The sequence below is a fragment of the Vibrio sp. DW001 genome, assembly GCF_029016285.1.
Lineage (GTDB): Bacteria > Pseudomonadota > Gammaproteobacteria > Enterobacterales > Vibrionaceae > Vibrio.
In genome coordinates, this window is the sequence record NZ_CP091976.1 from 777,030 (window position 1) to 799,355 (window position 22,326).

General features: G+C 42.8%; 23 protein-coding genes. 9 read left to right on the forward strand and 14 right to left on the reverse strand.

Going from position 1 to position 22,326, the window contains the following annotated elements:
* Positions 1 to 10 precede the first annotated feature (10 nt).
* Positions 11 to 682 (forward strand): pyridoxamine 5'-phosphate oxidase, encoded by a 672-nt coding sequence (gene pdxH / locus L3V77_RS20855; protein WP_275138153.1) that lies wholly within the window; start codon positions 11 to 13, stop codon positions 680 to 682.
* A gap of 76 nt (positions 683 to 758) precedes the next feature.
* Here the strand turns inward: pdxH and L3V77_RS20860 are convergent, their stop codons facing one another.
* Together L3V77_RS20860 and L3V77_RS20865 are read right to left on the reverse strand one after the other, a co-directional pair.
* The gene (locus L3V77_RS20860) at positions 759 to 2,582 is read right to left on the reverse strand and encodes an SUMF1/EgtB/PvdO family nonheme iron enzyme (RefSeq protein WP_275138154.1); all 1,824 of its coding nucleotides are present in this window, start codon (positions 2,580 to 2,582) and stop codon (positions 759 to 761) included.
* Positions 2,583 to 2,762: 180 nt separating this feature from the next.
* Complete coding sequence (locus L3V77_RS20865) at positions 2,763 to 3,866, reverse strand: PEGA domain-containing protein (protein ID WP_275138155.1); 1,104 nt, start codon at positions 3,864 to 3,866, stop codon at positions 2,763 to 2,765.
* Between the two features lie 357 nt (positions 3,867 to 4,223).
* Between L3V77_RS20865 and L3V77_RS20870 the strand changes: the two genes are divergently transcribed.
* The 5 genes from L3V77_RS20870 to L3V77_RS20890 all read left to right on the forward strand — a co-directional run bounded on the left by L3V77_RS20870 (position 4,224) and on the right by L3V77_RS20890 (position 11,674).
* Positions 4,224 to 5,042 carry an AraC family transcriptional regulator gene (locus tag L3V77_RS20870; protein ID WP_275138221.1) on the forward strand — a complete coding sequence of 273 codons (819 nt, stop codon included), beginning with the start codon at positions 4,224 to 4,226 and terminating at the stop codon, positions 5,040 to 5,042.
* A gap of 175 nt (positions 5,043 to 5,217) precedes the next feature.
* Complete coding sequence (gene putA / locus L3V77_RS20875; RefSeq protein WP_275138156.1) at positions 5,218 to 8,346, forward strand: bifunctional proline dehydrogenase/L-glutamate gamma-semialdehyde dehydrogenase PutA; 3,129 nt, start codon at positions 5,218 to 5,220, stop codon at positions 8,344 to 8,346.
* On the forward strand, positions 8,346 to 9,035 hold the full coding sequence (locus L3V77_RS20880) for a 1-pyrroline-5-carboxylate dehydrogenase (RefSeq protein WP_275138157.1): 690 nt from the start codon (positions 8,346 to 8,348) through the stop codon (positions 9,033 to 9,035). The genes putA and L3V77_RS20880 overlap by 1 nt, the downstream gene beginning before the upstream one ends.
* A gap of 71 nt (positions 9,036 to 9,106) precedes the next feature.
* The gene (putP, locus tag L3V77_RS20885; protein WP_275138158.1) at positions 9,107 to 10,600 is read left to right on the forward strand and encodes a sodium/proline symporter PutP; all 1,494 of its coding nucleotides are present in this window, start codon (positions 9,107 to 9,109) and stop codon (positions 10,598 to 10,600) included.
* 591 nt (positions 10,601 to 11,191) lie between these two features.
* Positions 11,192 to 11,674: an Lrp/AsnC ligand binding domain-containing protein gene (locus L3V77_RS20890; protein ID WP_195705791.1), complete on the forward strand. Its 483-nt coding sequence runs from the start codon at positions 11,192 to 11,194 to the stop codon at positions 11,672 to 11,674.
* A gap of 22 nt (positions 11,675 to 11,696) precedes the next feature.
* Here L3V77_RS20890 and L3V77_RS20895 read toward each other — a convergent pair whose 3' ends face one another.
* Entirely contained in the window at positions 11,697 to 12,062 is a 366-nt protein-coding gene (locus tag L3V77_RS20895; protein ID WP_275138159.1) for a hypothetical protein, read from the reverse strand.
* 351 nt (positions 12,063 to 12,413) lie between these two features.
* Here L3V77_RS20895 and L3V77_RS20900 point away from each other — a divergent pair, with 351 nt between their 5' ends.
* On the forward strand, positions 12,414 to 14,270 hold the full coding sequence (locus tag L3V77_RS20900) for a methyl-accepting chemotaxis protein (protein ID WP_275138160.1): 1,857 nt from the start codon (positions 12,414 to 12,416) through the stop codon (positions 14,268 to 14,270).
* Between the two features lie 81 nt (positions 14,271 to 14,351).
* Here the strand turns inward: L3V77_RS20900 and L3V77_RS20905 are convergent, their stop codons facing one another.
* Positions 14,352 to 15,056, reverse strand: coding sequence for a DUF445 domain-containing protein (locus L3V77_RS20905; RefSeq protein ID WP_275138161.1), 705 nt, complete (start codon positions 15,054 to 15,056; stop codon positions 14,352 to 14,354).
* A gap of 470 nt (positions 15,057 to 15,526) precedes the next feature.
* Between L3V77_RS20905 and L3V77_RS20910 the strand changes: the two genes are divergently transcribed.
* Both L3V77_RS20910 and L3V77_RS20915 read left to right on the forward strand, forming a co-directional pair.
* Positions 15,527 to 15,733: a hypothetical protein gene (locus L3V77_RS20910; RefSeq protein ID WP_275138162.1), complete on the forward strand. Its 207-nt coding sequence runs from the start codon at positions 15,527 to 15,529 to the stop codon at positions 15,731 to 15,733.
* A 1-nt stretch (position 15,734) separates the two neighbouring features.
* Positions 15,735 to 16,010, forward strand: a complete 276-nt coding sequence (locus tag L3V77_RS20915; RefSeq protein WP_275138163.1) for a hypothetical protein — start codon at positions 15,735 to 15,737, stop codon at positions 16,008 to 16,010.
* Positions 16,011 to 16,068: 58 nt separating this feature from the next.
* Here L3V77_RS20915 and L3V77_RS20920 read toward each other — a convergent pair whose 3' ends face one another.
* Genes L3V77_RS20920 through L3V77_RS20960 form a run of 10 tightly spaced genes read right to left on the reverse strand, consistent with a single transcriptional unit; the run spans position 16,069 to position 22,310 of the window.
* A complete protein-coding gene (locus L3V77_RS20920) occupies positions 16,069 to 17,964 on the reverse strand; it encodes a hypothetical protein (protein WP_275138164.1) in 1,896 nt (631 codons plus the stop codon).
* Positions 17,965 to 17,996: 32 nt separating this feature from the next.
* Positions 17,997 to 18,104 carry a GpE family phage tail protein gene (locus L3V77_RS25085; protein WP_342752113.1) on the reverse strand — a complete coding sequence of 36 codons (108 nt, stop codon included), beginning with the start codon at positions 18,102 to 18,104 and terminating at the stop codon, positions 17,997 to 17,999.
* 35 nt (positions 18,105 to 18,139) lie between these two features.
* Positions 18,140 to 18,427: a phage tail assembly protein gene (locus L3V77_RS20925; RefSeq protein WP_275138165.1), complete on the reverse strand. Its 288-nt coding sequence runs from the start codon at positions 18,425 to 18,427 to the stop codon at positions 18,140 to 18,142.
* Entirely contained in the window at positions 18,411 to 19,127 is a 717-nt protein-coding gene (gpM, locus tag L3V77_RS20930) for a phage terminase small subunit (protein WP_275138166.1), read from the reverse strand. The genes L3V77_RS20925 and gpM overlap by 17 nt, the downstream gene beginning before the upstream one ends.
* Positions 19,128 to 19,136: 9 nt before the next feature.
* Positions 19,137 to 19,502, reverse strand: a complete 366-nt coding sequence (locus L3V77_RS20935; RefSeq protein WP_275138167.1) for a phage tail tube protein — start codon at positions 19,500 to 19,502, stop codon at positions 19,137 to 19,139.
* Between the two features lie 3 nt (positions 19,503 to 19,505).
* Positions 19,506 to 20,639, reverse strand: coding sequence for a phage tail sheath subtilisin-like domain-containing protein (locus L3V77_RS20940; RefSeq protein WP_275138168.1), 1,134 nt, complete (start codon positions 20,637 to 20,639; stop codon positions 19,506 to 19,508).
* Positions 20,636 to 20,833, reverse strand: coding sequence for a DUF2635 domain-containing protein (locus L3V77_RS20945; RefSeq protein WP_275138169.1), 198 nt, complete (start codon positions 20,831 to 20,833; stop codon positions 20,636 to 20,638). Before L3V77_RS20945 ends, L3V77_RS20940 begins: the two co-directional genes overlap by 4 nt.
* Entirely contained in the window at positions 20,834 to 21,400 is a 567-nt protein-coding gene (locus L3V77_RS20950) for a phage virion morphogenesis protein (RefSeq protein WP_275138170.1), read from the reverse strand.
* Complete coding sequence (locus tag L3V77_RS20955; protein ID WP_275138171.1) at positions 21,391 to 21,861, reverse strand: phage tail protein; 471 nt, start codon at positions 21,859 to 21,861, stop codon at positions 21,391 to 21,393. The genes L3V77_RS20950 and L3V77_RS20955 overlap by 10 nt, the downstream gene beginning before the upstream one ends.
* A complete protein-coding gene (locus L3V77_RS20960; protein WP_275138172.1) occupies positions 21,861 to 22,310 on the reverse strand; it encodes a head completion/stabilization protein in 450 nt (149 codons plus the stop codon). Before L3V77_RS20960 ends, L3V77_RS20955 begins: the two co-directional genes overlap by 1 nt.
* Positions 22,311 to 22,326: the final 16 nt, after the last annotated feature.

Genomic DNA, 22,326 nt, shown 5'->3' on the forward strand with positions numbered 1-22,326 from the left:
AGGACATAATATGGAACTGAAGGATATTCGTCGTGAATATACTAAAGGTGGTTTACGCCGAAAAGATTTGAAAAAAAATCCGATCGATCAGTTTAACCTATGGTTAGAGCAAGCGGTTAAAGCTGAATTGGTTGATCCTACTGCGATGACTGTCGCAACGGTAGACGAGCATGGTCAACCTTTCCAACGTATTGTGTTACTGAAAAATGTCGGTAATGATGGTTTCGTTTTCTATACAAACTTAGGTAGCCGTAAAGCACATCAAATAGGGGTGAACGATAAAGTGAGTATTCACTTCCCTTGGCATGCTATTGAGAGGCAGGTTCATATTACAGGGACGGCGGTCAAATTATCGGCACTAGAGAACATGAAATACTTCTCTTCGCGTCCTAAAGAGAGTCAGATTGCGGCGTGGGCTAGTAAGCAGAGTAGTCGATTGTCGGCACGTGGCCTACTTGAAGGCAAATATTTGGAGTTAAAACAGAAATTTGCAAACGGAGATATACCTATTCCTAGTTTCTGGGGAGGTTTCCGTATTGTTCCTGAAAGTATTGAGTTCTGGCAAGGTGGTGAGCACCGTTTACACGATAGATTTATCTTTATAAACGATAGGGATGGTTCTTCAGGTGGCGATGCTTCTCAAGATGAGATCTCGTGGTCAGTTGATCGATTAGCCCCTTAGGTAATGTGTTTTTGAATCTCCTCTTAATAAGGGGAGATTCTCTGAAGTTATCTACCCTTATTAAGAGTGAGTCTCTTTAAAGTTGGCGCAGTATCCGGAAACCAACGTAATTTGATGCCGTATTAGGTGCAATAAAGAGTTGGCTGTGGCTTGTGGCCTGATTTGGAGAGAAACTCCAAGACCCACCCTTAGTGACACCCCTTGAATCGTTCGTCCACTCCCAAACATTGCCAACTACGTCATAGAGCCCAAAACCATTAGGAGCAAAGGTTTTAACAGGTGACGTACTTGTATTAGACCACTTAGTACCTCCCCATCCTGTGTTCGCCTGACCTGCTCCGAATGAATTACCCCACCAGTAGGGCGATTGACTGCCAGCAAGTGCTGCAACTTCCCACTCAGTTTCGCTCGGTAGTCGATATTTAAATCCAGTTTGCTTTGATAACCACTTAGTGTAGGAAATCGCATCTGTCTGGCTGATACATACTGCAGGAGAGTTTGCTTTCTGCTTAAACCCTGGATTACGCCAGTAGCTATCTGTAATTGGTACAATTTGAGACTCTTCTACCGTTGTGCAAATCTTCTTAAGCTCTGCGTCGGTTTGATAACCTGTAAAATTGACAAAGGTTTCAAACTCACCAACCGTTATTGGTGTTGCAGACATGGCGTAAGCTTTGTTAACGTTTACTTGTTTAGCACTGTTCTCACCGATGAGGTATTGACCTGAACCAATAACGACCATTTCTGGTGCTTTGGATTTGTTCTGTAATGCGTCGGCAAACTTTCGACCTGAATGAGGAACATTTTCTTTTTCTCGCAATACAGCTCTTAACGTATGGTCGCTCGTTACATTCAGTTCTTGATGGAAAGATCGGTATCCTTCTTTTTCAACAGTCACCATATGGTTGCCTACAGGTAACATGATGTCGAGAGGTGTACTGCCATAACGGACACTATCTACCGCGACTTTATCTTCATACTGGTTTGAACGAATGGTGAGTGTTACCCACTGAACCTCTTTTTTCTGTTCGTTGTTTGGCTTTGCGCTCTCATCAAAGCAGTAACGAGACTCTACATCCAACAATTTACACGGAATGTTCTTAGCAGGACGCGCTTCCATGGTGACGTCTAAGATGGTTTGGTAGCGACTGTCATCAGCAAAACCATCTTTAGATGTTTTTTGTCCTACTACATGGATGTTTAGCGACACATTGGTTAAATGTTGTTTGATCAGCTTTTGCTCGGTCGTATTTGCAATGAGTTGATTTTGATATTTGCCGACTGCTTTTTGCAAGGCGAGATTTTTAGTTTGGTCTGCACATTGTGCAATGGTCATGTTTTCTTGACAGACATTAGTGAAACTGGTTTTTAGCTCGTCTTGTTGTTTAAGCTCTCTACGCAAGCGCTCAATTCGTGCCCTTACTTTCTGGTCCGCGAGCTTATCCAAATCGGCATTCAATCTTTTTTGATCGATTTCAAAAAGAGACAGATCAGCGTATAGCTCTTGCAAATTTTGTTCGGATTCGAGACGAACCTGTTGATTCGCTTTGACATCTGCCCATGCGCTTTGATAAGCACCTTGGCTTGGTCTTAAGTCGAAATCAGGTTCATTAGTGACTCGACTGTAATCTCGATCGAGCGCTTTTTTTGTCTGATCAAGCTTTTTGCTCAGTTGAACAGATTGCCTTTCAAGTCGGCTTTGTTCATCTTGAGCTTTTTTGATAGCTGTTTTTTGCTCTGCTACTTGTTTGGCAGAAGCGTCCATTTCTGTTTTTTTGGACTGTAGCGTATCATCTGCTTGCTGAACTGTTACGGTAGCAACGTTATCCGTTGCTAACACCGCAAAAGGAATAAAGCACAGAGACAATGCTAGTAGTAATGCAGGTAAACCTTGTCGCATGATCGTAATTACTTTAATGATTAATCGGGTAATTTATCCATTCTATACGAAAACGCCACTTTGTCAGAACATATCATTGCATGATATTGGACAAAATGGCGCTTAATAATCAGCTTTGTGAATTCCGGCAGGTAATCACAGCGTTAACATCACAGATAAAATAGCGGTAATGTAACTAACTTAGCTTTCTTTACTGTTGAGTAGTTTTACCCAAACCGTGTCGCTACCGTTAATCGTGATGACACGATTGTATGTTTCGTAGCCTTCTTTTGATACAGTGACTTGGTGACGACCTGCTGGTAATACGATCTCGACAGGCGTACTTCCGTACTTAACACCATTGATGGTCACCGAATCATTGTATTGATCTGAACGAACCGTCACATTTGCCCATTGCTTGTTTTTATTGTCCGTTTTCGTTGATGCTTGGCCTTTTAAGCAATATCTCGATTCAACGTTCAATAATTTACATGCCGCAACGGCTTCTGGTTTCGCTTGCAACTGAGCTTGCATCTGTGTGCTGTAAGAATTGCTACCAGCAAAGCCACTTTTAATCAATTGGCTCTCTTGAACGTGGATGTTCAATTGAACACCATCAAGATTTTGCTTAGCAAGCGTCGTTTCTGTTAATCCTACCAATAGTTTAGACTTGAAGGCTTTAACTGCTTTTTGCTTCGTCAGGTACTTACCCTGATTCGCACATTCGCCAAGTGTCATTGTGGTAGAACAGGTTGTCGTGTAGCTTGTTTCTAACACATTGCTTTCTCGAAGCTCCGCATTAATACGTTTTACACGAGCCTCAATATGAGATTCTTGTAAATTCTCATATTCATTATTAAAGCGGGCTTTTTTCTGTTTTACCTGAGAAAGCTTCACTTCGCTTTCCGTTATCTCTTGACGGTTAGCCAGTTGACTTGCTTGGGTTTCTTTTAGCGCTGCCCAAGATTCTTGATACTCTTTTTGGAAAGAGGTTAAATCAGTATCGGGATCATCAAGAAGTCTCGAATATTGCTTATCAAGAGCAACTTTTGAGCGATTTCTCTTCGCTTCTCTATCCGATGCATCTCGCTTTAGAGACGCACTTTCTTGTTGTAAGCGTTTGAGATTTGCCGATTCGGAATCAAATTCTTGATTTACAGCATCGATGTCGGCCTTCTTTTGGTCAATTTTTCCATCTATCGCAATGACAGGATCCACTTGTTGTGTTTCTTCTGCTGCGAAGGATACTGGCGACCAAAAGGGAATTAGCGCAAGAAAAAGCGCTGGGATACGGCGTGTGATCATAAGTCCCTGCATAACATTTTAGATTAAGGCAAAATGAGCTAGATTAATAATTAAAATTGCTACTCAGCTTTCACTTCTCTGAGCTCTTCAATAACAGTCAATAAGCATAGCATTATTAATGATATTCTTTAAAGCTTTATGCTAATTTTTGAGCTGTAGAGAATATATTACGAGTTGACCATCACAAAATATCTATCTTAAGATTAGAGCAAACATTAGCCGTAAATTATGTGCACTTGATCATCGTTCCGTATGTTGAACAACCGTAACGCTTTTGACTCCTTATTTAATTCATGATTAGAATGCAGGACTATACTGTAAAACGATTGATGATTTTAAGGTGTTTTTACCGTGGCGATATCTGACGAGAAACGTAAGGCGTTGATAACGTCAGCATCTGAGTTTGCGCCTAAACCTGCTGAATTAGTGACGTTACCCAATTATATGAATAGCCATGACCATGACTATTCTCAGGTTGTTATTGGGTTAAAGGGGCAGGCCGAATTTAATGTTAACGGTGTTGGCAACTTAGTAAAACCGGGGCAGGGGGTAGTCGTTACCGCGACGACGGATCATGCTTTTGGTGGTGTGAATAATCATTCTGATATCTTGGTTCTAAATCTACCTACTTTAACCGATGACAGTCCTGTTCTACTGCAACGACTAAACCATCTTTCTCAGTCGGATGTTTATTTTCAGTTAGACAATCAAATTCGTCAGCTAATAAAGATGTTGGTTATGGAGATGGAAGAGTACCCACAGGATTTATTGTTGAGCCGTGCATGTAACGATACGGTTTTGGCGTTATTGCAAAGACATTCGTCGACCTTTCAAACGAGTAATCGAGACGCAAGGTTAGATATCGATGTTGTCGATAGATACATCACTCATCATCTTCGAAGAAAAATCTCGGTAACACAACTTGCAGGCAGCGTTTTTCTGGGGGAGAGTCAGTTTCACACGCTGTTCAAATCGCAAACAGGGATTACTCCACACCAATATGTGCTTAACAAGCGGATTGATTTTGCTAAAGAGCTTATTGAGCAAGGTAAGTATTCATTAAGTCATATTGCCGACTTGGCTGGCTTTTCTGGTCAAAGTACCTTTACCCACGTATTTACTCGTCTTCACGGTTTTTCGCCTTCACAGTATAAAAAGCGCATCCATAATAAATAATTTGTATCGAATAAATTAAAAACTCAGGTGAGATTTGTTCAAATTTTGTTAACAACCGAAGTTTTTGACAAATAAACAGGAGTTTTTGACAACTACTGCCTTCCTCAGCAAAATACACTGCGGCTATCTAAAGAAACGTTAGAGATTTTTCTGATGTTGATATTGAGGAATGTGGATGTTTAGAGCAACTGATGTGCTGACGACAGGCCTCGTTGATAAACCTATTGACGAGATCTGGTCACTTATCTCTCCACTTTATATGGTGGACGAATCTAGATGGCTAACAGAACTACTTCCAATGGCCACGCCTTCGGAAGACGAAAAAAAGCAAATTCAGCAGAAAACAACCGATTTGATCGAATCTATTAGAGCAGACAAAAAATCAATTCAAATGGTTGATGCTCTATTGCTTGAGTACAGTTTAGATACTCAAGAGGGTATATTGTTGATGTGCCTTGCAGAAGCATTGATGCGTATTCCAGATAGCGCAACCGCAGATGCATTAATAAAAGACAAATTGACTGTTGCTGATTGGAAGTCCCATCTACAAAACTCAGATTCTGTATTTGTTAACGCTTCAACATGGGGACTTATGTTGACGGGTAAGGTTGTTGGTTTGTCGCAATCAGAAACCAAAAGTCCAGCAACTGCGGTATCAAGGCTCGTGAATAAAATGTCTGAACCTGTTATTCGACAAGCGATGCACCAAGCGATGAAGATCATGGGGCATCAGTTCGTATTGGGTCGAACGATCAAAGAAGCGCAGAAGAATGGTAAGGCGAATCTAGACAAAGGCTATGATTTCTCTTTTGATATGCTTGGTGAAGCCGCGCTCACAACCCGGGATGCACAGAAATATTTCAATGAGTACCTGAGTGCGATTCAAGCTATCGGAAATAGTAACCCTAGCGCTGACCTGACTACCGCGTCAATCTCTATCAAGCTTTCTGCGTTACATCCAAGATACGAAGTCGCCAATGAAAACCGTGTGATGAGTGAACTCTATGCCTCGATTCTTAAGCTTGCGGTGCAGGCCAGAGCGTTGGGTGTGGCTATTACCATTGATGCCGAAGAGATGGATAGGCTTGAACTTTCGTTACACCTGTTTAAAAAGCTGTACCAAAGTACCGAAATAAAAGGGTGGGGCAAATTTGGTCTTGTGATTCAGTCTTATGCTAAACGTGCGTTGCCTGTTTTGGTGTGGCTTAATAAACTGGCAAAAGATCAAGGAGATGTTATTCCAGTACGTTTGGTTAAAGGTGCCTACTGGGACAGTGAAATTAAATGGGCTCAACAATCTGGCTATAAAGATTACGCGGTGTACACACGAAAAGAGGCGACAGATGTGTCTTATCTTGCGTGTGCGCGTTTCTTATTGAGTGAACATGCTCATGGAAATATCTTCCCACAGTTTGCTAGCCACAATGCTCAAACTGTCACCTCGATAGCGGTGATGGCGAAACATACGGACTATGAATTTCAGCGATTACACGGGATGGGAGAATCCCTATACCATCATGTTATCGATACGTATAAATCGAATGTTCGTATTTATGCACCGGTAGGTAACCATAAAGATTTGCTTCCTTATTTAGTGCGGCGCTTATTGGAGAATGGAGCCAATAGTTCTTTTGTACATAGACTCGTTGACGCCCGATGCCCTGTAGATTCTTTGACTGAACACCCTGTAGACATGTTGTTGGGTTACGCCACATTACATAATAATAAGATTCCGTTACCGTTAGATATATTTCCGGGGCGTCAAAACTCGTCAGGAGTGAATGTTGATATTGAAAGCCAAGTGATACCATTTGAAAGAAGAGTGAGCGCTTACTTTGACGAGAAATGGACCGCAGGTTCGGTCATTGATGGATATTCAATATACGAAAGCATGATCAAGGATGAAACCAACAATGTTCAGGTGACAACACCTTATGATCGAAGCAAGTTAGTAGGGAACGTTCAATTTGCCAGCCTTGATCATGTTTCCAAGGCGATTGCAGCATCAGAGCATGCTTTCGACATGTGGCAAGGGGTCTCAACTAGCCAGCGTGGACAATATCTAGAAAACTTAGCCGATTTGTTAGAGAAAAACCTCGCGGAACTCGTCGCTCTATGTCATCACGAAGCGGGCAAGACGATTCATGACAGCATAGATGAGGTTCGCGAAGCAGTAGACTTTTGCCGTTTTTATGCGAAACAGCATCACGTATTTGAACCGGAAACCTTTACCGGATTCGATGGTTCAATGCAGACCATTACTCGTGGTGGTCGTGGTGTTTACGTCTGTATTAGTCCTTGGAACTTCCCATTAGCCATATTTTTAGGGCAGATTACGGCCGCGTTGATGGCTGGAAATACAGTGATAGCTAAACCAGCTGAACAGACGTGTTTGATTGCAGCGAAAGCGTTTGAATTGATTAATCTCGCCGGTTTCCCAAATGGTGTGGTGCAATTACTGCTTGGTCGAGGAGCCGATATAGGCGCAGCCCTGACGAGTCACCCAGCTATTGCAGGTGTGGCTTTTACTGGCTCTACGGAAACGGCAATGCGCATCAATCAGTCGCTTGCGAAAAGAGACGCGGCTCCGGTTCCATTTATAGCCGAGACGGGTGGTCAAAATGCGATGATTGTTGACAGTACGGCATTGCCGGAACAAGTGGTGAGAGATGTTATACGTTCAGCATTTGCTTCTGCAGGGCAGCGTTGCTCAGCTTTGCGTGTACTTTATGTGCAAGAAGATATCGCCGATAGGATTATAGAACTTATTCAAGGCGCGATGGATGAACTATACGTTGGGTTACCTTATCGACACAAAACGGATGTAGGCCCAGTCATCGATACTGTTTCGAAAAAGAAGCTGTTGGAGCATATCGATAATATGAAACAAACCCAGAAATTGGTCAAAGAACTCAGCCTTTCTAGTGCGTGTGATTCAGGTGATTTCATACCGCCGTGTGCGTTTGAGATCGATAGTATTGGCGCGTTGACGAAAGAACATTTTGGCCCAGTACTGCACATAATTCGATTTGAAGCCGATGAAATACAACAGATTGTGAATGAGATTAACCAAACTGGATACGGTTTGACACTGGGTATCCATAGTCGAAATGAAACTACTTATCGTTGGATTGAGAAAAACGTACGCGTTGGTAACTGCTATATCAATCGAGATCAGGTCGGTGCGGTTGTAGGTGTTCAACCGTTTGGTGGACAAGGGCTATCTGGCACTGGACCCAAGGCTGGTGGGCCACATTATCTCTACCGATTTACTCAGGCGAAAACAGAAAGAGGAGTCGCATAATGGGCGAGATACAAAAGAGCGTTGATCACTCTTTCACGGCTTGGGAAGAGTGGAACCTAACGAATATAGAATATCGTTCTGAGTTGCTTAGTAAATTTGTGGACAATTTACCCAGTCGTGTTACTGCCGCGGGTAGATTTCAATTAAATCAAAGTCAAAAAGTGACGTCCACGGTTTATCAACTTGTTGGGCCAACAGGCGAAACGAATGAACTATATGTAGCAGGAAGAGGGGTCGCTATATTAGCAATGGACTCTACCCACGACAGAGCCCATTGCGCTGCCATTGCCTTTCTTGTTTCTATGTTGGCTGCAGGTAATAGCGTTATCGTTTGTTGCGATGACGTAACACTGACGCAGCTATTAGCAACGGAATTAGTAACACAAAGTTTGCTTAGTAATATTGTTCAATGTCTTCCTTTCGACAGCTTTAAAGCGTTGATGAATAAAGATATTAAAAGTTTTGCTTTTGTAGGTAATACGCAAGCGGAATTAGAAATGAATACGTTGCTTGCTTTACGTACTGGCGCGATTACGGCGCTTGTATCGGAAACGGATCTCGATGGGCTTCCACAGTCGCAAGATCCTAAATTGGTACTTCGTTTTATTACAGAACGTACTCGTACTATCAATATTACCGCGGTTGGTGGTAATGCCACGTTACTTGAATTAGGTAGCGAGACCCGGTAATCCCCCGTACCTTTTTTATCTCCTCTAATGACGGAGGGGCATGGAAGATTTTTGAGATAGAGGATATTTTAATGATAGAAAATAGCTTTGCTATTACAGCAACATTTGCTGCATATTTAATCATGATGTTGGCGATTGGATACTATGCATATCAACGTACATCGAATTCTAGCGATTACTTTCTTGGTGGCCGTTCGTTAGGTCCTTGGCCTGCGGCATTATCTGCGGGTGCATCCGATATGAGTGGTTGGCTCTTATTAGGTCTGCCGGGATACGCGTATGCCGCAGGTATTGAAGCATTTTGGTTGGCCGGAGGGTTGCTTATAGGTACTTGGGCAAACTGGTACATTTGCGCGAAACGCCTAAGAACGTATAGCGTTACAACGGAGTCACTGACGATTCCTGAGTTTTTAGCTCGTCGTTTCGGTGATAAATCTAAGCTTATTCAAAGTATCTCTGCATTCTTTATTTTGTTGTTTTTCCTTTTCTATACCAGTTCTGGTTTAGTTGCAGGTGGTAAATTGTTTGAGACTGTTTTTGGCCTTGATTATAGCTATGCAGTAGTAATTGGTGCGATTTGTGTGGTTTCTTACACCTTATTTGGTGGATTCCTTGCGGTATCTTGGACTGATTTAGTGCAAGGTTTATTGATGTCGGCGGCGTTACTCATTGTGCCGATTGCGGCAATGCAAGGCGGTTTCGGTCAGCTAACTGCAGATCTTGCCACTATTAACCCTGAATTACTCACACTTTGGAATGATTCCAAGGGTGAGCCTTTAACGGCTGTCGCCATTATTTCATTGGTTGCGTGGGGGCTAGGTTATTTCGGTCAACCTCATATCTTGGCACGTTTTAAAGCCACGCGCACAAATCGGGATCTTACCATCGCGCGTCGCATCGCTGTGGTGTGGACGGGTATATCCATGGCGGGTGCATTACTTGTCGGTTTAGTGGGTTTAATTTATGTCACTAATTCGCCAATGGGTGAACTGGCTGATGGTGAAAAAATATTCATGGTGTTAGTGAATGCTATTTTCCATCCTGTCATCGCGGGTATCTTATTAGCGGCAATCCTTGCTGCCATAATGAGTACTGCTGATTCCCAACTACTGGTTTCATCATCGGCACTGGCGGAAGATTTTTACAAGCAAGTATTCAAACCAGATGCCACATCAGAAGAAGTGGTCAAAGTAGGGCGTATCGGTGTGATTTTTATATCTATCTTCGCACTGGTTCTGGCTGCAAACCCTGACAGTTCTGTTTTAGGTCTTGTTTCTTATGCTTGGGCTGGATTCGGCGCTGCATTTGGCCCGGCAATCGTGCTTAGCTTGTATTGGTCTCGGATGAACAGAAATGGTGCTCTAGCGGGTATTGTTGTGGGTGGTATTACGATTGTTGTCTGGAAACAGTTATCTGGCGGTTGGTTTGATGTGTACGAAATTGTACCAGGTATTATATTCTCAACGATCGCGATTGTTGTTGGAAGCTTAGCATCTAGTGAGCCAGAACAAGCGGTGATAGAGCAACACAGCAAGTATAAAAGACTGTTAGATGAGCTTGAGTAAATTTGATCTAGCTCAAACATCGTAAAAATGAGAAGTAGAGGGGCAGAGTAGTCTGCCCTTTTTTTGTGATCAAATTCTTACATATTGAAAATAAATTTAAAGTTTTTACATTAATCTAATAAATCTGGACTTTTTAGGTTTACTATTGATTCGCTTTTTATAACTCATTCATAAGTTTAGATTTTAGGAATCGACCATGCCAGATTTGTACTGTTCCGCATGTAAAAGAACAACCGCCCATAAATCAATAATGTGCAGAAACGAGATCGTTCCTGACTCATCTATTGGGCAGTTTTTCAATTCTATCGGACAGATATTCCGTGGTAATCATTACTGTGATATGAAAGCACAACTGTTTTGCAGGGAATGCAATTGCCAACACATAAAACTAGAAAGTGATATGAGCGGAACCAAAATGAATACGACAACTCAGGTGAGCCTGAATTGATATCATAAGATTCGATGTTTAGATATTACAGAATAGATAAGAAAATCCAGATAACGAGTTATCTGGATTTTTTTCTTTTGTTTCTAGGGAAAATCTTTATATTGAATGGATGAATTCTTGGATGAAGAAGGTTGAGCAAGGATATGGCTCAAAACTTAGATAGAACCGATCGCGAAATATTGCGTATCTTGCATAAAAAAGGTCGCCTCTCAATGGTCGAGTTGGCGAAACAAGTCCATTTAACAACCTCACCATGTTCCGATAGAGTTAAACGTCTTGAAAAAGAAGGTTTTATTAAAGGCTATCACGCAGAAATTAGTGCAGAAAAACTTGGTTTAGACGTGCAGGTCTTTATTCATATACGTTTAGACCAATCTAGTTTTTCTATATTTGATAGGTTTGCCAAAGCGGTCAACTTGATGCCTGAGATAGAAGAGTGTTACTCACTATCAGGCGATTTTGATGCAATGATTAAGATTCGAGTTAAGAACATGAAAACGTATCAAGTTTTCATGTCTCAGAAGCTAGGTACTTTACCCGGTGTTATACAAACTCGTAGTGAAGTCGTCATCGGTGACCACAAAGATAGTTTCGGCGTCAATGCTGATATGATCACTTCGGAATAGTATTAGTCTGGCAATATCGTTTTTATGGAAGATCGACAGTGATGGTTTTACCTCCGTACTGGTGGACAAAGTCATGTGCTCTAACCGTAACAGAGTGGTTTTGGGGTGAGATGTGAATACCTGAAAGACTTCTCGTAAATGGTTGTTCATTTTCATGTGGATGATGCAGAGTTCTTGTACCGAGAACATTCCCATCTTTATCAACGATATCCCATTTATTTGCGTAGTGCTCCCAGCCGCTATCAGCATGAGAGACAGTAACATCAAATCTATAGGTATCCTTGCTCGTTTTACTCACCTGTACATCTATAATGTCGGCTTCCTCGGCAAGGGTTGAAAATGGAAGTAACAGTGCTGAGATGATGATTGCTTTGGTATGAACGTACATTGTCTAACTCCGAAAATGACAATAGGGTGTTTTTCTCGATGGAATTCACTTTACACTGTAAATGGATCCCGCTAGTGAATAAAAAGAGAATTGTCATAAAGATAGTTCTCTTTTTTTGTTTGTACAGCTTTGTAAGTAGATTTAACCTTCTATCAATAACAACTTTTGTTTTTTTGAAGTAATCACCATACCAAAAAAGCAATCGATTGCTTTCTGAGTATCCGAAAACTCCCATAATCTCCTTTCATATGAACGGCAATTCACTATATTATCCATAATAAAATCAGGGTTATAGCTAGATTTGGCTAGCTAGCTATACATCGAAAATGTCTATTTATATAGGATTACACAGTGTCAATTAAGAAAATGCTTTGCTCAATAGTAGGGCTGTTGGTTGTTGGGATGGCGGTTTTAATGTTCAGCACCCAACACTTAGTACAAAAAATTGAAGGTGCCATCGAAACCTCTAAACACGTCGTCAATATCGAAGTGAATATGTTGATGCTGCGAAAAAATGAAAAAGATTTTATGTCACGAAAAGATCTTAGTTATCGTGACATATTCCAAAATAATGTAGAAAAACTTCATACTAAAATAGACCTATTGGAACAAATGCTAGCAGAGGCTGATATTCCGAATTTTAATTTGTCCTCTTTGACCTCCGCATTTGATAAGTATGACAACGAGTTTCATAAGCTGGTGAGTATCCAACAAGAAATAGGCTTAAATGAAAAAGGTGGGGCATATGGTTCTTTAAGAGAAGCTGCGCATACTATCCAAAGTATTACGCAAGAGAAAAATAACAAGCTTTTGGAGATGCAACTGCTTTTATTACGCGGTTATGAAAAGGATTTTATGTTGCGTCTTGATGAAAAGTACGCAACCCAATTTAATCATCAGTTGACAAAAATGACGGCCGATGTCGATTCAACTAACAGTGAAAACATCGAACTCGTTTCTAGTTTAAAAGTTTATAGAGACGCATTTAATCTATTTGTTTCGCTATCAAAACAAAAAGGATTGACTGAAAACGAAGGCATTATAGGAGCGCTCCGCCGCGCAGTTAAGAAGAGCGAGTCGCTACTATCAGAAGAAGCCGAAGTATTAAAAGATAAGATCGCAGCGGTTCAAAAGGAAACTAAATTGACTCTTATTTCGCTGAGTTTAGGAATAACTCTGGTTATTGCTTTGTTAGTAATCTTTATTGCCACTAAGATCTCCAGCCGCCTTAAAATTGTAATTCTGACTATGAATGATATTGCTGAGGGGGAAGGGGATCTACGAGTAAAACTTGATACAAGCGGGAACGATGAAATTGCAGAGCTAGGACGAGCTTTTAATGTATTTGTTAGTAAAATTCATCATACGGTAAGTACGGTTGCAAAATCGACTGAACAGCTTTCTTCTACCTCGGAAGAAATGTCGGTTGTGATGGATCAAGCTCAAGCCGGTGTATACAAACAACAACAAGATATAAGCCAGATTTCAGCTTCCATTGAAGAAATGAATGTCACTGTACAGGATATAACGCTTAACTCAACGCAAGCGGAAGCAGCAGCTGTGCAAGCTCGACACGATGTTTCTCAAGGGTGTGAGGCGTCTGATCTCAGTATCAATAATGTAACTGAATTAGCGAAGGATGTTGGCGGTACAACGAACATTATCAAAAAACTGGTTACTCATAGTAACGATATTGGAGGCGTATTGACGGTCATTCAAGAAATTGCAGCTCAAACCAATCTACTCGCACTTAATGCTGCTATTGAAGCCGCTCGAGCTGGTGAGTCTGGTCGCGGATTTGCTGTTGTGGCGGATGAAGTCAGAACGCTTGCAATGAGAACTCAGGATGCAACGAAAGAAATTGCAACCATTACTGACAGTATTCAGATTGATGCGCAAAGCGCGACTAAGGTTATGGCGAATAACGAAAAACAGGCGAATAATACCGTACATCAAGCAACATTAGCCCACGATGCGTTAATGCATATTACCCAATCTGTCGAAGTCGTCACTGACATGAATAACCAAATTTCGGTTGCGACGGAACAACAAAGCCAAACAAGCAATGAAATTAGCCATCATATGGCTGATATCAATCAAGTTTGTGTAGAGTCGGCAACGGGAATGGAACAATTATCTGTTGCTAATAAGGAACTGGTACAGATGACTTTACAGCTTAAGCAACTGATTAATAAATTTAGGTTGTAGCAAAACACTATTTGTTTTGTGAGGAACAGATAATTTGAGCACCGTCACTTATGGTGCTCAAATTTGTAGAGAGTTGGAGCCTCAGGCTATAAAAGAAGAGATAATACCAATTATTCCACCAAATACGCCGCCCCAGACAACAAGCCAACCTAGGTGCTGTTTGATCATATCTTGCACCATCTTCTTAACCAGTTTCGGAGTGAGCTCGTTTAAGCGCTGATCAATGATGTTTTCGATATTCGCTTGAATCTCATCCATCATTTGTGGTTGTTCGAGTTGGTCTTTAAGTGCCTGTTTAACCTCTTCGCTTTGACTGATTTCTATCACTGATTGCTGCATTTGTTCAACAAATGGTTGCTTCAGCGGCAATAGTGCTTCGGTACCACCAACCATGGCAAGCATGCCACCGAATGAGGAATTGGCAATAACGCCAACGAGCGATTCAAAGGTCGGTTCGAAATCGATATGGCTAATGACGGGTGCCAAATCGAGCTTTTTGCCGCCAATAATTTCTTGAGTGAGAAAGCGGTCGATGTTCTCAGTCGTAAAGAATTGTTCCATCATCAAACTCTTTATCGCAATTTTGAATTCTTCAAATCGTGCAGGTATGACACCTGAGCCATATAACCCTGGGACTTTTTCAAATAGCATGTGTACGGCTAACAAGTTGGTGATCGCGCCTGAGAAGGCAAAAAGCCCGGCATACAGTAGGATTTGATTATCAGATTGGTAGCCAGCAGCGAGTAAACCCAATGCAATAAAGTTAGTTATAAAACTTTTGTTCATATTTTGCTCAAGAATCTGTTGTTCAAGTAATGATTGAGCGAGATTTTAGAGAGTAAAAGAATAGATGTGAAGTGATTTAATCATAGAGTTTTTATACCTTGTTAAAAAAGGCGACTATTTAGGTCGCCATTCATTGTGATATTTACTCGGGCTTGTCGGGATTCTCTTCCTTACCAATGAACCCGCCGGTTTGATGGAGGTTTATTTTTTATATATAACAAACAAGTAGTTACATTTGATTGTTAACTTAGATGGCGACAAAGTGGCGACAGATCTAAAATCTGTCGCCATTTTTTTTTAATATGGCAACCCGATGTAGTGGATCTCTGACTCTTCTCCGTATCTGTTCATTATCCTGAGAATACATTTTAACGAAGAAAATGGGCCAAATTTAAAATCCTAAAAATGCCTATATAAACACGAATAAAAATACTGTACATTTATACAGGTATTTGTGGGGAGGGTTGGCTATGACACTAATAAAAAAAGATATTTTCCAGTACGCATTTGAGGTAATAATTGATGGGGTCGCTCAGAGTCAAATGGATGAAGAAAGAGCGCAGGCGGGAATTTATCTTGCTGGTTTACTAATCGTAGATAACAAAGGTAGGTTGGACTCAAACAAAATAAAAATCATATCTAGCCTTATTGAAATGACAGATGATGTGGAAAAATAAGATGTATTTAGTTGACGATCAGAGAGATTCTTTTGTAAGAAACCATGTGGCAATGGCCTCGTCTGAGGATGTCGCTTATCTACGAATGCACTTTTCCCCTTTTGACTCTAGTAAGTCAGCGGTATGCCTAAAGAAAATAACCCATCTTTATACGTTATTTGCTGGGGAGCAAAGGGGGATTGTTCACCCAAGACTAATTTATGAATACCTGTGTGAGTTTAAGCCGCTACCAAAGCAGGGATATGACAATATTTTAGAGTTACTGACTGCTCATTGATTACTCGCAGTAAAAAGGGGGAGGCTATGAATTTTCCTCCTCCAGTGTATATGCCATTTTAATAACTAAACCCCAAGCTCCCCACATTCAGATTCAAATCAATTCCTTTTTCACTTTTAGCTTTATCTACGGTAACTGGCTTATCAGATTTTATGGTGAGTGCTACTTCGGATTTACTCTTTATGGTTTGGTTGCCCAATGGCTGATACTGGCTTGAAGACTTGGGTGAACTAAAACTGCCCGATTGATAACCACCGTAGGAATGCTCTGTTCTGTTGCGTTCGGTTTGGTTTTTAGTCTCGTTAGTCGTAATGCCAAGCTTGGTGTTTTTGTCTTTAATGCTATCGAGTTTATTCGCCAGGTTATCGACCTCGATACCTGCTTCCTCCGTTTCTATCTTCCATCCATCGGGAATCAAGGCGTCTGGTAGTTTGTTGATCAGGCGCTTGAACTTATCCCATAACCACGAGATTTTTTCACCCACCCACTTTATTACGTTATCCAGACCAATGAATTTATCGACTAAGTAGGTAATCGCGATGATGGCGGCCGCAACGGCGGTAACGATCAGCCCTATTGGGTTGAGCATTATTACTGCGTTCAAACCAATGAGTGCCACTTTGAATATGGCGACCGTAGCAATAATGCCTTTGAAATTTTCAGCTACCCAGATAAGCCCTTTTCCCAAAAATTTCAACCCCTGGTACAGGCCATCGACGGTTGTAATGATTTTCTCTATAAAAGCGGTTCGCCACTTTGCGTTCTTAAACTTGTTTGAAAACGTGGTAAACGCTTTGGTGATTTTTTCCATGACCGGCGCGAGGGCTGCAAACTTTATTGAACGAATGCTTTCTTGTACCTTTTGTAAGGCATCGTCATAGGCTTCGGCCTTGGCGGCATCTTCTGCTTTTGCTCCGCCGCCCAGTTCATTAAGTTCTGTACGTGCGGCAGTTAACCCTTCGGTGCCTTCACGCAGCATGATCAACATTCTGCGACCGTCTTGACCGAACGCGGCATCGGCGAAGGCCATCTGCTCTTGCGTTGTTTTTAACTTAGAAAAGGAATCGAGTAGCATCTCATAAGCTTGTTGGTTATCGGTGACGTTTTGAAGCTCTCTATGAAGCGAGTTGCCACTTTTCTTTAAGAACGACCCCAATGCACCAGAGCCTGTTTCTTGCAACACACCGAGCCGCTTGTTGAAACGTATCATTGAATTGGCTAACGAATCTGAACTGACACCAGCATGTTCCGCTTGTGATTGCATCGCCTGCAGTTCGCCTATCGGTAGTTGCAGGTTACCCGCCGTTTTCGCCAGTTTATCCATTTCTTCAGCGGTGCGGTTTACTTCGCTAAATAAACCCGCAAGACTAATTCCGCCCAATAATGCGACGCCTTTTCCTACGGCCGCTCGGCCAACGTTAGGCAGCTTTATTTTTCCACTGAGCTTTTGAATGGGCTTCATGACAGATTGCAGCTTGCTATAGCGTTTACTGAGTTTGCCTATTTCGGCGCCGTGCTTTTTATAACTCTTGTTTAGCCGGTTATATTCACTGTCTAGTTTTCCAGTATTGACGCCTGTCTTTTTAAGCTGCTGATCAAGTTTGGTTAAGTGGTTTTTATAGTTATCTTGTTCGCTGTTTAGTTTGTCTAACTTTTCTTGCTGCTTGGTGATTTTCTCGGTTAAGGCGGCGCTAGGCTTACCTGCGGCTTTTTCTTTTTCTTTGAGTTCTTCTAGCTTCTCACTGGTCGCCGCAATGGATACGGTGTTTGTTTTCATCGCCTTTTGAGAATTTTTGAATGAGTCAATCATGCCTAGTGCCGCTGAATCATCGGCCTGTGCTTTCTGTATTTTTTTGATGGCTTTGGCGTAGTGGTCCGATTCACTCGACATGCCTTTCAATGGTGCGGTCGTTTTGTCTACGACACCCATAACCACAGATAGATTCATTTTCATAAGGGTTACCTTTATAAATAAAAAAAGAGAGCCTATTCGCTCTCTTCTTGTTCGTGCCTTTGCCTTGCGAGTTCACGGAACAACAGTAAGTCGTCGTAACTGAGTTTATCTAGCTCGCTGAGTGGCCAGTGAAACACCATGGCGATATCAGCGTAATAGTCTTCAACTCGTTCTATTACTGTTCCGTGTTGACGAAAAAAGAGGCGATAGTGGTCAGCAATGGCGCCCAATTCTCTGGGGCCATGTTGAGCAGGTCTCGTTCATTCAGGCATGTGATACGCGGTAGCAAAACTTCACCGGCTTCAAACTTCATTTCACACACATCAATCAGGCTGAGCCCACGCAACTGGCCTGAGTTGGGTTTACTGATCTCAATTTCAGTAAACTCACTACCGTTTTTTTCAATCGGCACCGCGAGCGCAACTATTCTCGTCTGTTTCTGGTTTTTAATGGGGGTCGCCATAGCCAAGCTCCTCTTTCAAATCGTTTAGTTTGGTTTTGCGACCACCTTTTTTAGGATCGAGTTTCATCACTAAATCAAACAGGTGATACGCTTTCTCGTTCTCGCCGTCATCAAAATACCAATCCCCGACCAGGCGGAACATTTTCACTTTGAGTGGGGCGTTCGTGGCAAGTTTGCCTTCAAGTAAACCTTGTACGGCGTCAATCAAGTATTCACGACAAAAATCCGCTTTGTTGGCGTAGGCGTTATGTGAGTATTTGAAGACAATATCGCAAAAGGTGGTTTGCCCGTTGGCTTTCCAGTTGTGCGGTGTTTCTAGTCCTTTAAAGACCGCGTCCTTTAGTCTGCCATGCACCAAAGGCAATAGACCGATATCGACTTGCCACTGATAGAACCACCAAACAACGTCTAATCCGTCTAGGTTGTCGTGCGAGCTCTCCAGTTTAATAACCAAAGGTCGGTATTTTTTCACGAGTTCTTTTTTGTAAGGCTCTTTTTCCTGAGAGCCGGCCAATGTTCGCAAGCGAGATAAATCTTGCTTTAACATGCTCTGGGTTTCATCCCACGGCTTATCAAGCAGTGCGAGGCGAGTCTTGTTAACGATGCTACCTGCAGGCGCGATGGTGACGTTTTCTGTCTTAACCTTCTCGTCCTGCGCTCGCTTCGCTTTGGCTTGCCGTTTTAATAGTATGGATAACATAGCCATTCCTTATTGTGAGATAAGCTCTGTGCCGTTGAACAGCACATCAAGCTGGCCATCTTTTACCGACAGCTCAAGCGGGTCGACGGTCCAGGCATTCATTAAGGTATAGATTTTTCCACTATTGGTTTGGTAGGTCAGACTCTCGCCCACAAAATCCTTAATCGTGTCTTCATCGGTACTGTTGGCGTGCGCTATCGTGACTTTAATAAACGGCGCGCCATCATAAGCCTCACTAAAGCCCAGCACACCTTCGTCACCCATCACCGCTTCGCGTTTCAGGTTGCCAAAGTTTATTGTGGCGCCTTCTTTGGTAGGTAGGCGACCTAAAGAGCCGGCATCTAAAAAACCACGGCTGGTAATTTTTGTACTCATGGCTTACTTCCTAAATTGAATTTTACCTGCAACGATAATCAAGCCGTTCACGAACTGCGGTGAATCTTGATAATTGATGCGCTGTTTATTGGTTTCATCGAGCTCAACAATGAGCGACTTTTTATAGCCGTCAAAATCTTGCACGATACCGTTATATTCAAGCTCTTTATAAAGGGTTAATAGCTCTGTCTTAAAAAGACTCGGCGTAACAATGACCTGACCGGGCGCAAAACTGGTGCCATCGGCGGCCACTTTATAACGGGCGTATTTACTTAAAATGCGTGAACGCTGCTTTTGACGAAAGTACATCGCGGTCGCAGGGGTCATGATGTCCAGATAACTGTTGTCGGCAATGCCCGACGCGTTTTCGGTATAGGCGGTTACTGGGCGCTCTACCTGTACTTCTTTGGTTGAAGTGACGGTGTAAGTGCCAATGCCTTCAAACAGCAATAAGTTACGCTCCGCCCAATCAAATTCACTTTCCGCAATTGAATACACACCGCTGAGCTTGAGCGTTTGCAATGGCCTGCAAGGGTCGTTAGCAAGCGATGGCGCGATTTGTCCCGCCCATGCACCAATGACGGCGGCATCACTCAACGCTTCATTGGCTGAATTACCGAGGCTATCAATACCCATAAAACTGATTAACGGGCAGTTACTTTTAGCGCCAAAGGTGACCAGCTCGGCATTGCTCCCTTTCTTTGGTAGATAGGCCAAGCCGGGTATCTGGTTGAGCGCGTCATAGCGTTTTTCTAAGAACTCGCCCAACTCTCGAATAGTGGTTTCATCGTTAAGAGAGCAAAGGATATGGTGGTACTGCGTATCACCCAACGCCGCCAGTGCAGATACCGTGTCGCTGTCTGCCACACTAATGGCGTAGATTGGCATTGTTTCATCTTGCTTTCGAAAGAAGGCAACCATCTCAACAATATCGCTGGTACCAAAATGCGTTGCTGCAATGGTTTCATCCATGCACAGTTTGACGATATTTTCTGCAACGGCGGCGCCATCCGCCGCGTTGCCGATAACAAGAACAAGCTGTTGCTCTTCGGCGCTGTTGGCCAGACTATTGTCTATTTCAACGTACATGCCGGGAACGCGAGCACTACTCGGTACTTCTGAAAAACTAATACTCATGAGGCCGTCTCCTTTTTCGCTCTAACGGTGCTGGCTTTCGTGTTGCTGGTCATCTGAGTCACTGACCCGTCTTTGATTCGACGTAGCCAATATGTATCACGCGGTTTTTCTTCCCCTTCGGCCTTGAGCGGCGTGCGGGTGTCGGGATCGCGCACCAGTAACCCTTGTTTTGGTTTTACTTTGAACGTTGCCATTTAATTTCCCATCTCGGTTGTAAAGTGCTCGGCAGCCATCGCCATCAATTCGCGCTCGAGCGCGGGCGTCCAGCCAATGAGTGTTCGCTTCGGCATTTTGTAATTGCGTTTTGTCGCGACGCCACCTTCCCATTGCCCTGTTTTGTTGTTGTAGAAACCGTTAACTCGGGTGGTAAATGAAATCTGCGCCCCTTCGTTATGCTCGGCCGCCATTCGGCCAGCCAGACCTTTAATACCCACTTCAAAACTGTCATGTGTCACACTGGTGCGCAGCGCCTTACTAAAACCGAGCAACATGTTTTTATTGTTCACGGTATTGAGTGCGATCAGAGTGCGTTGATGTTTGTCACCATGCTTACCTCGGACTCCACGGCTAACCAATGACACCTTGCGCGTATTTCTCGGCTGATAAGGATTGTTCTCTATGTCTTTTTGAGCTCGTATCTGCGCGCGAAAGAACTGCCTGGCACGATTGGCCATGCGCTTGTTTAATTCAAACTTGTCACTGGCGGTAAGCACCAAAGCGTCGACCATCTGAGTCAATTGCTCAGGATTCGTTAGTTGCATGGCAAGTCATCCAGATGCCCGACAAGGTAAACCAGTTCATTCAAATCTGCGGTATTAACGGTTGCTTCAAATTCACTGATGCATTCATAACGCGAACCTTGTTGGTTCCAGTTACCTTGCGGGTTTTCTTTGAGCTCATAGCTTTCACGCAGGTCAATTTTCAATTTAATGTCGCACTTACCGCCATCGAGCAGCTCGGTCGCAAACGTTGGTGCTGGTAAGCCTTTTTCAAGGCGCTCTGGATCGAATCGGTTTAGCCAGTTGACCAGGTGCATAAACATAATATGTGGCGCCACTTTGGTGTTCTGGATAAACACTATCGCGGTGTATTCCAACTCATAGCCATCAACAAACGGCCCTTGCCCACAAAACATGGCGCCATCTTCGGCCCATACGTCGAGGCTATGGGCATCGACTACATGTTGTTTGAATAGGTCAGTGAGACTTTGCAGCGCTTTCATTACACCACCTCAAAACAGTAGGTCTCGCGGCCATTCAAAAGTAGGTCGATCGCCTGACGATATTGCACATCACAGTGCTGTTTTTTATGGGTTAATGCTTCTTGTCTGTCGGCCGCTTCTGCCGTGGCGTCCGTGCTCATTTGAATGCCGACTAATTCACTGGCCGTTAAGGCAAAGATGGCTTGTTTGTAGAGTGTGTTGGCCGAATCTTCATCACCAAACCGCTCTTGTGATAGTTCGCTCAGGGTCGAGTACGGCCTAATGGTGTCTTTCAGCTCTAGATGCACTTTGATACGTGACACTTTGGCCTGTTGAAGAATGCCAATCTCTGTCTCATTGCTAAGGAAATTAAACACAGATTGAAACTCTGAGAGTTTGAGCTCAGGGTACTTGCTTGTTGCTGGTAGAACGGATGCAAAAGCTTCGTTTTTATTCCCGACAAATTCCATCACGGCACCTTAATAA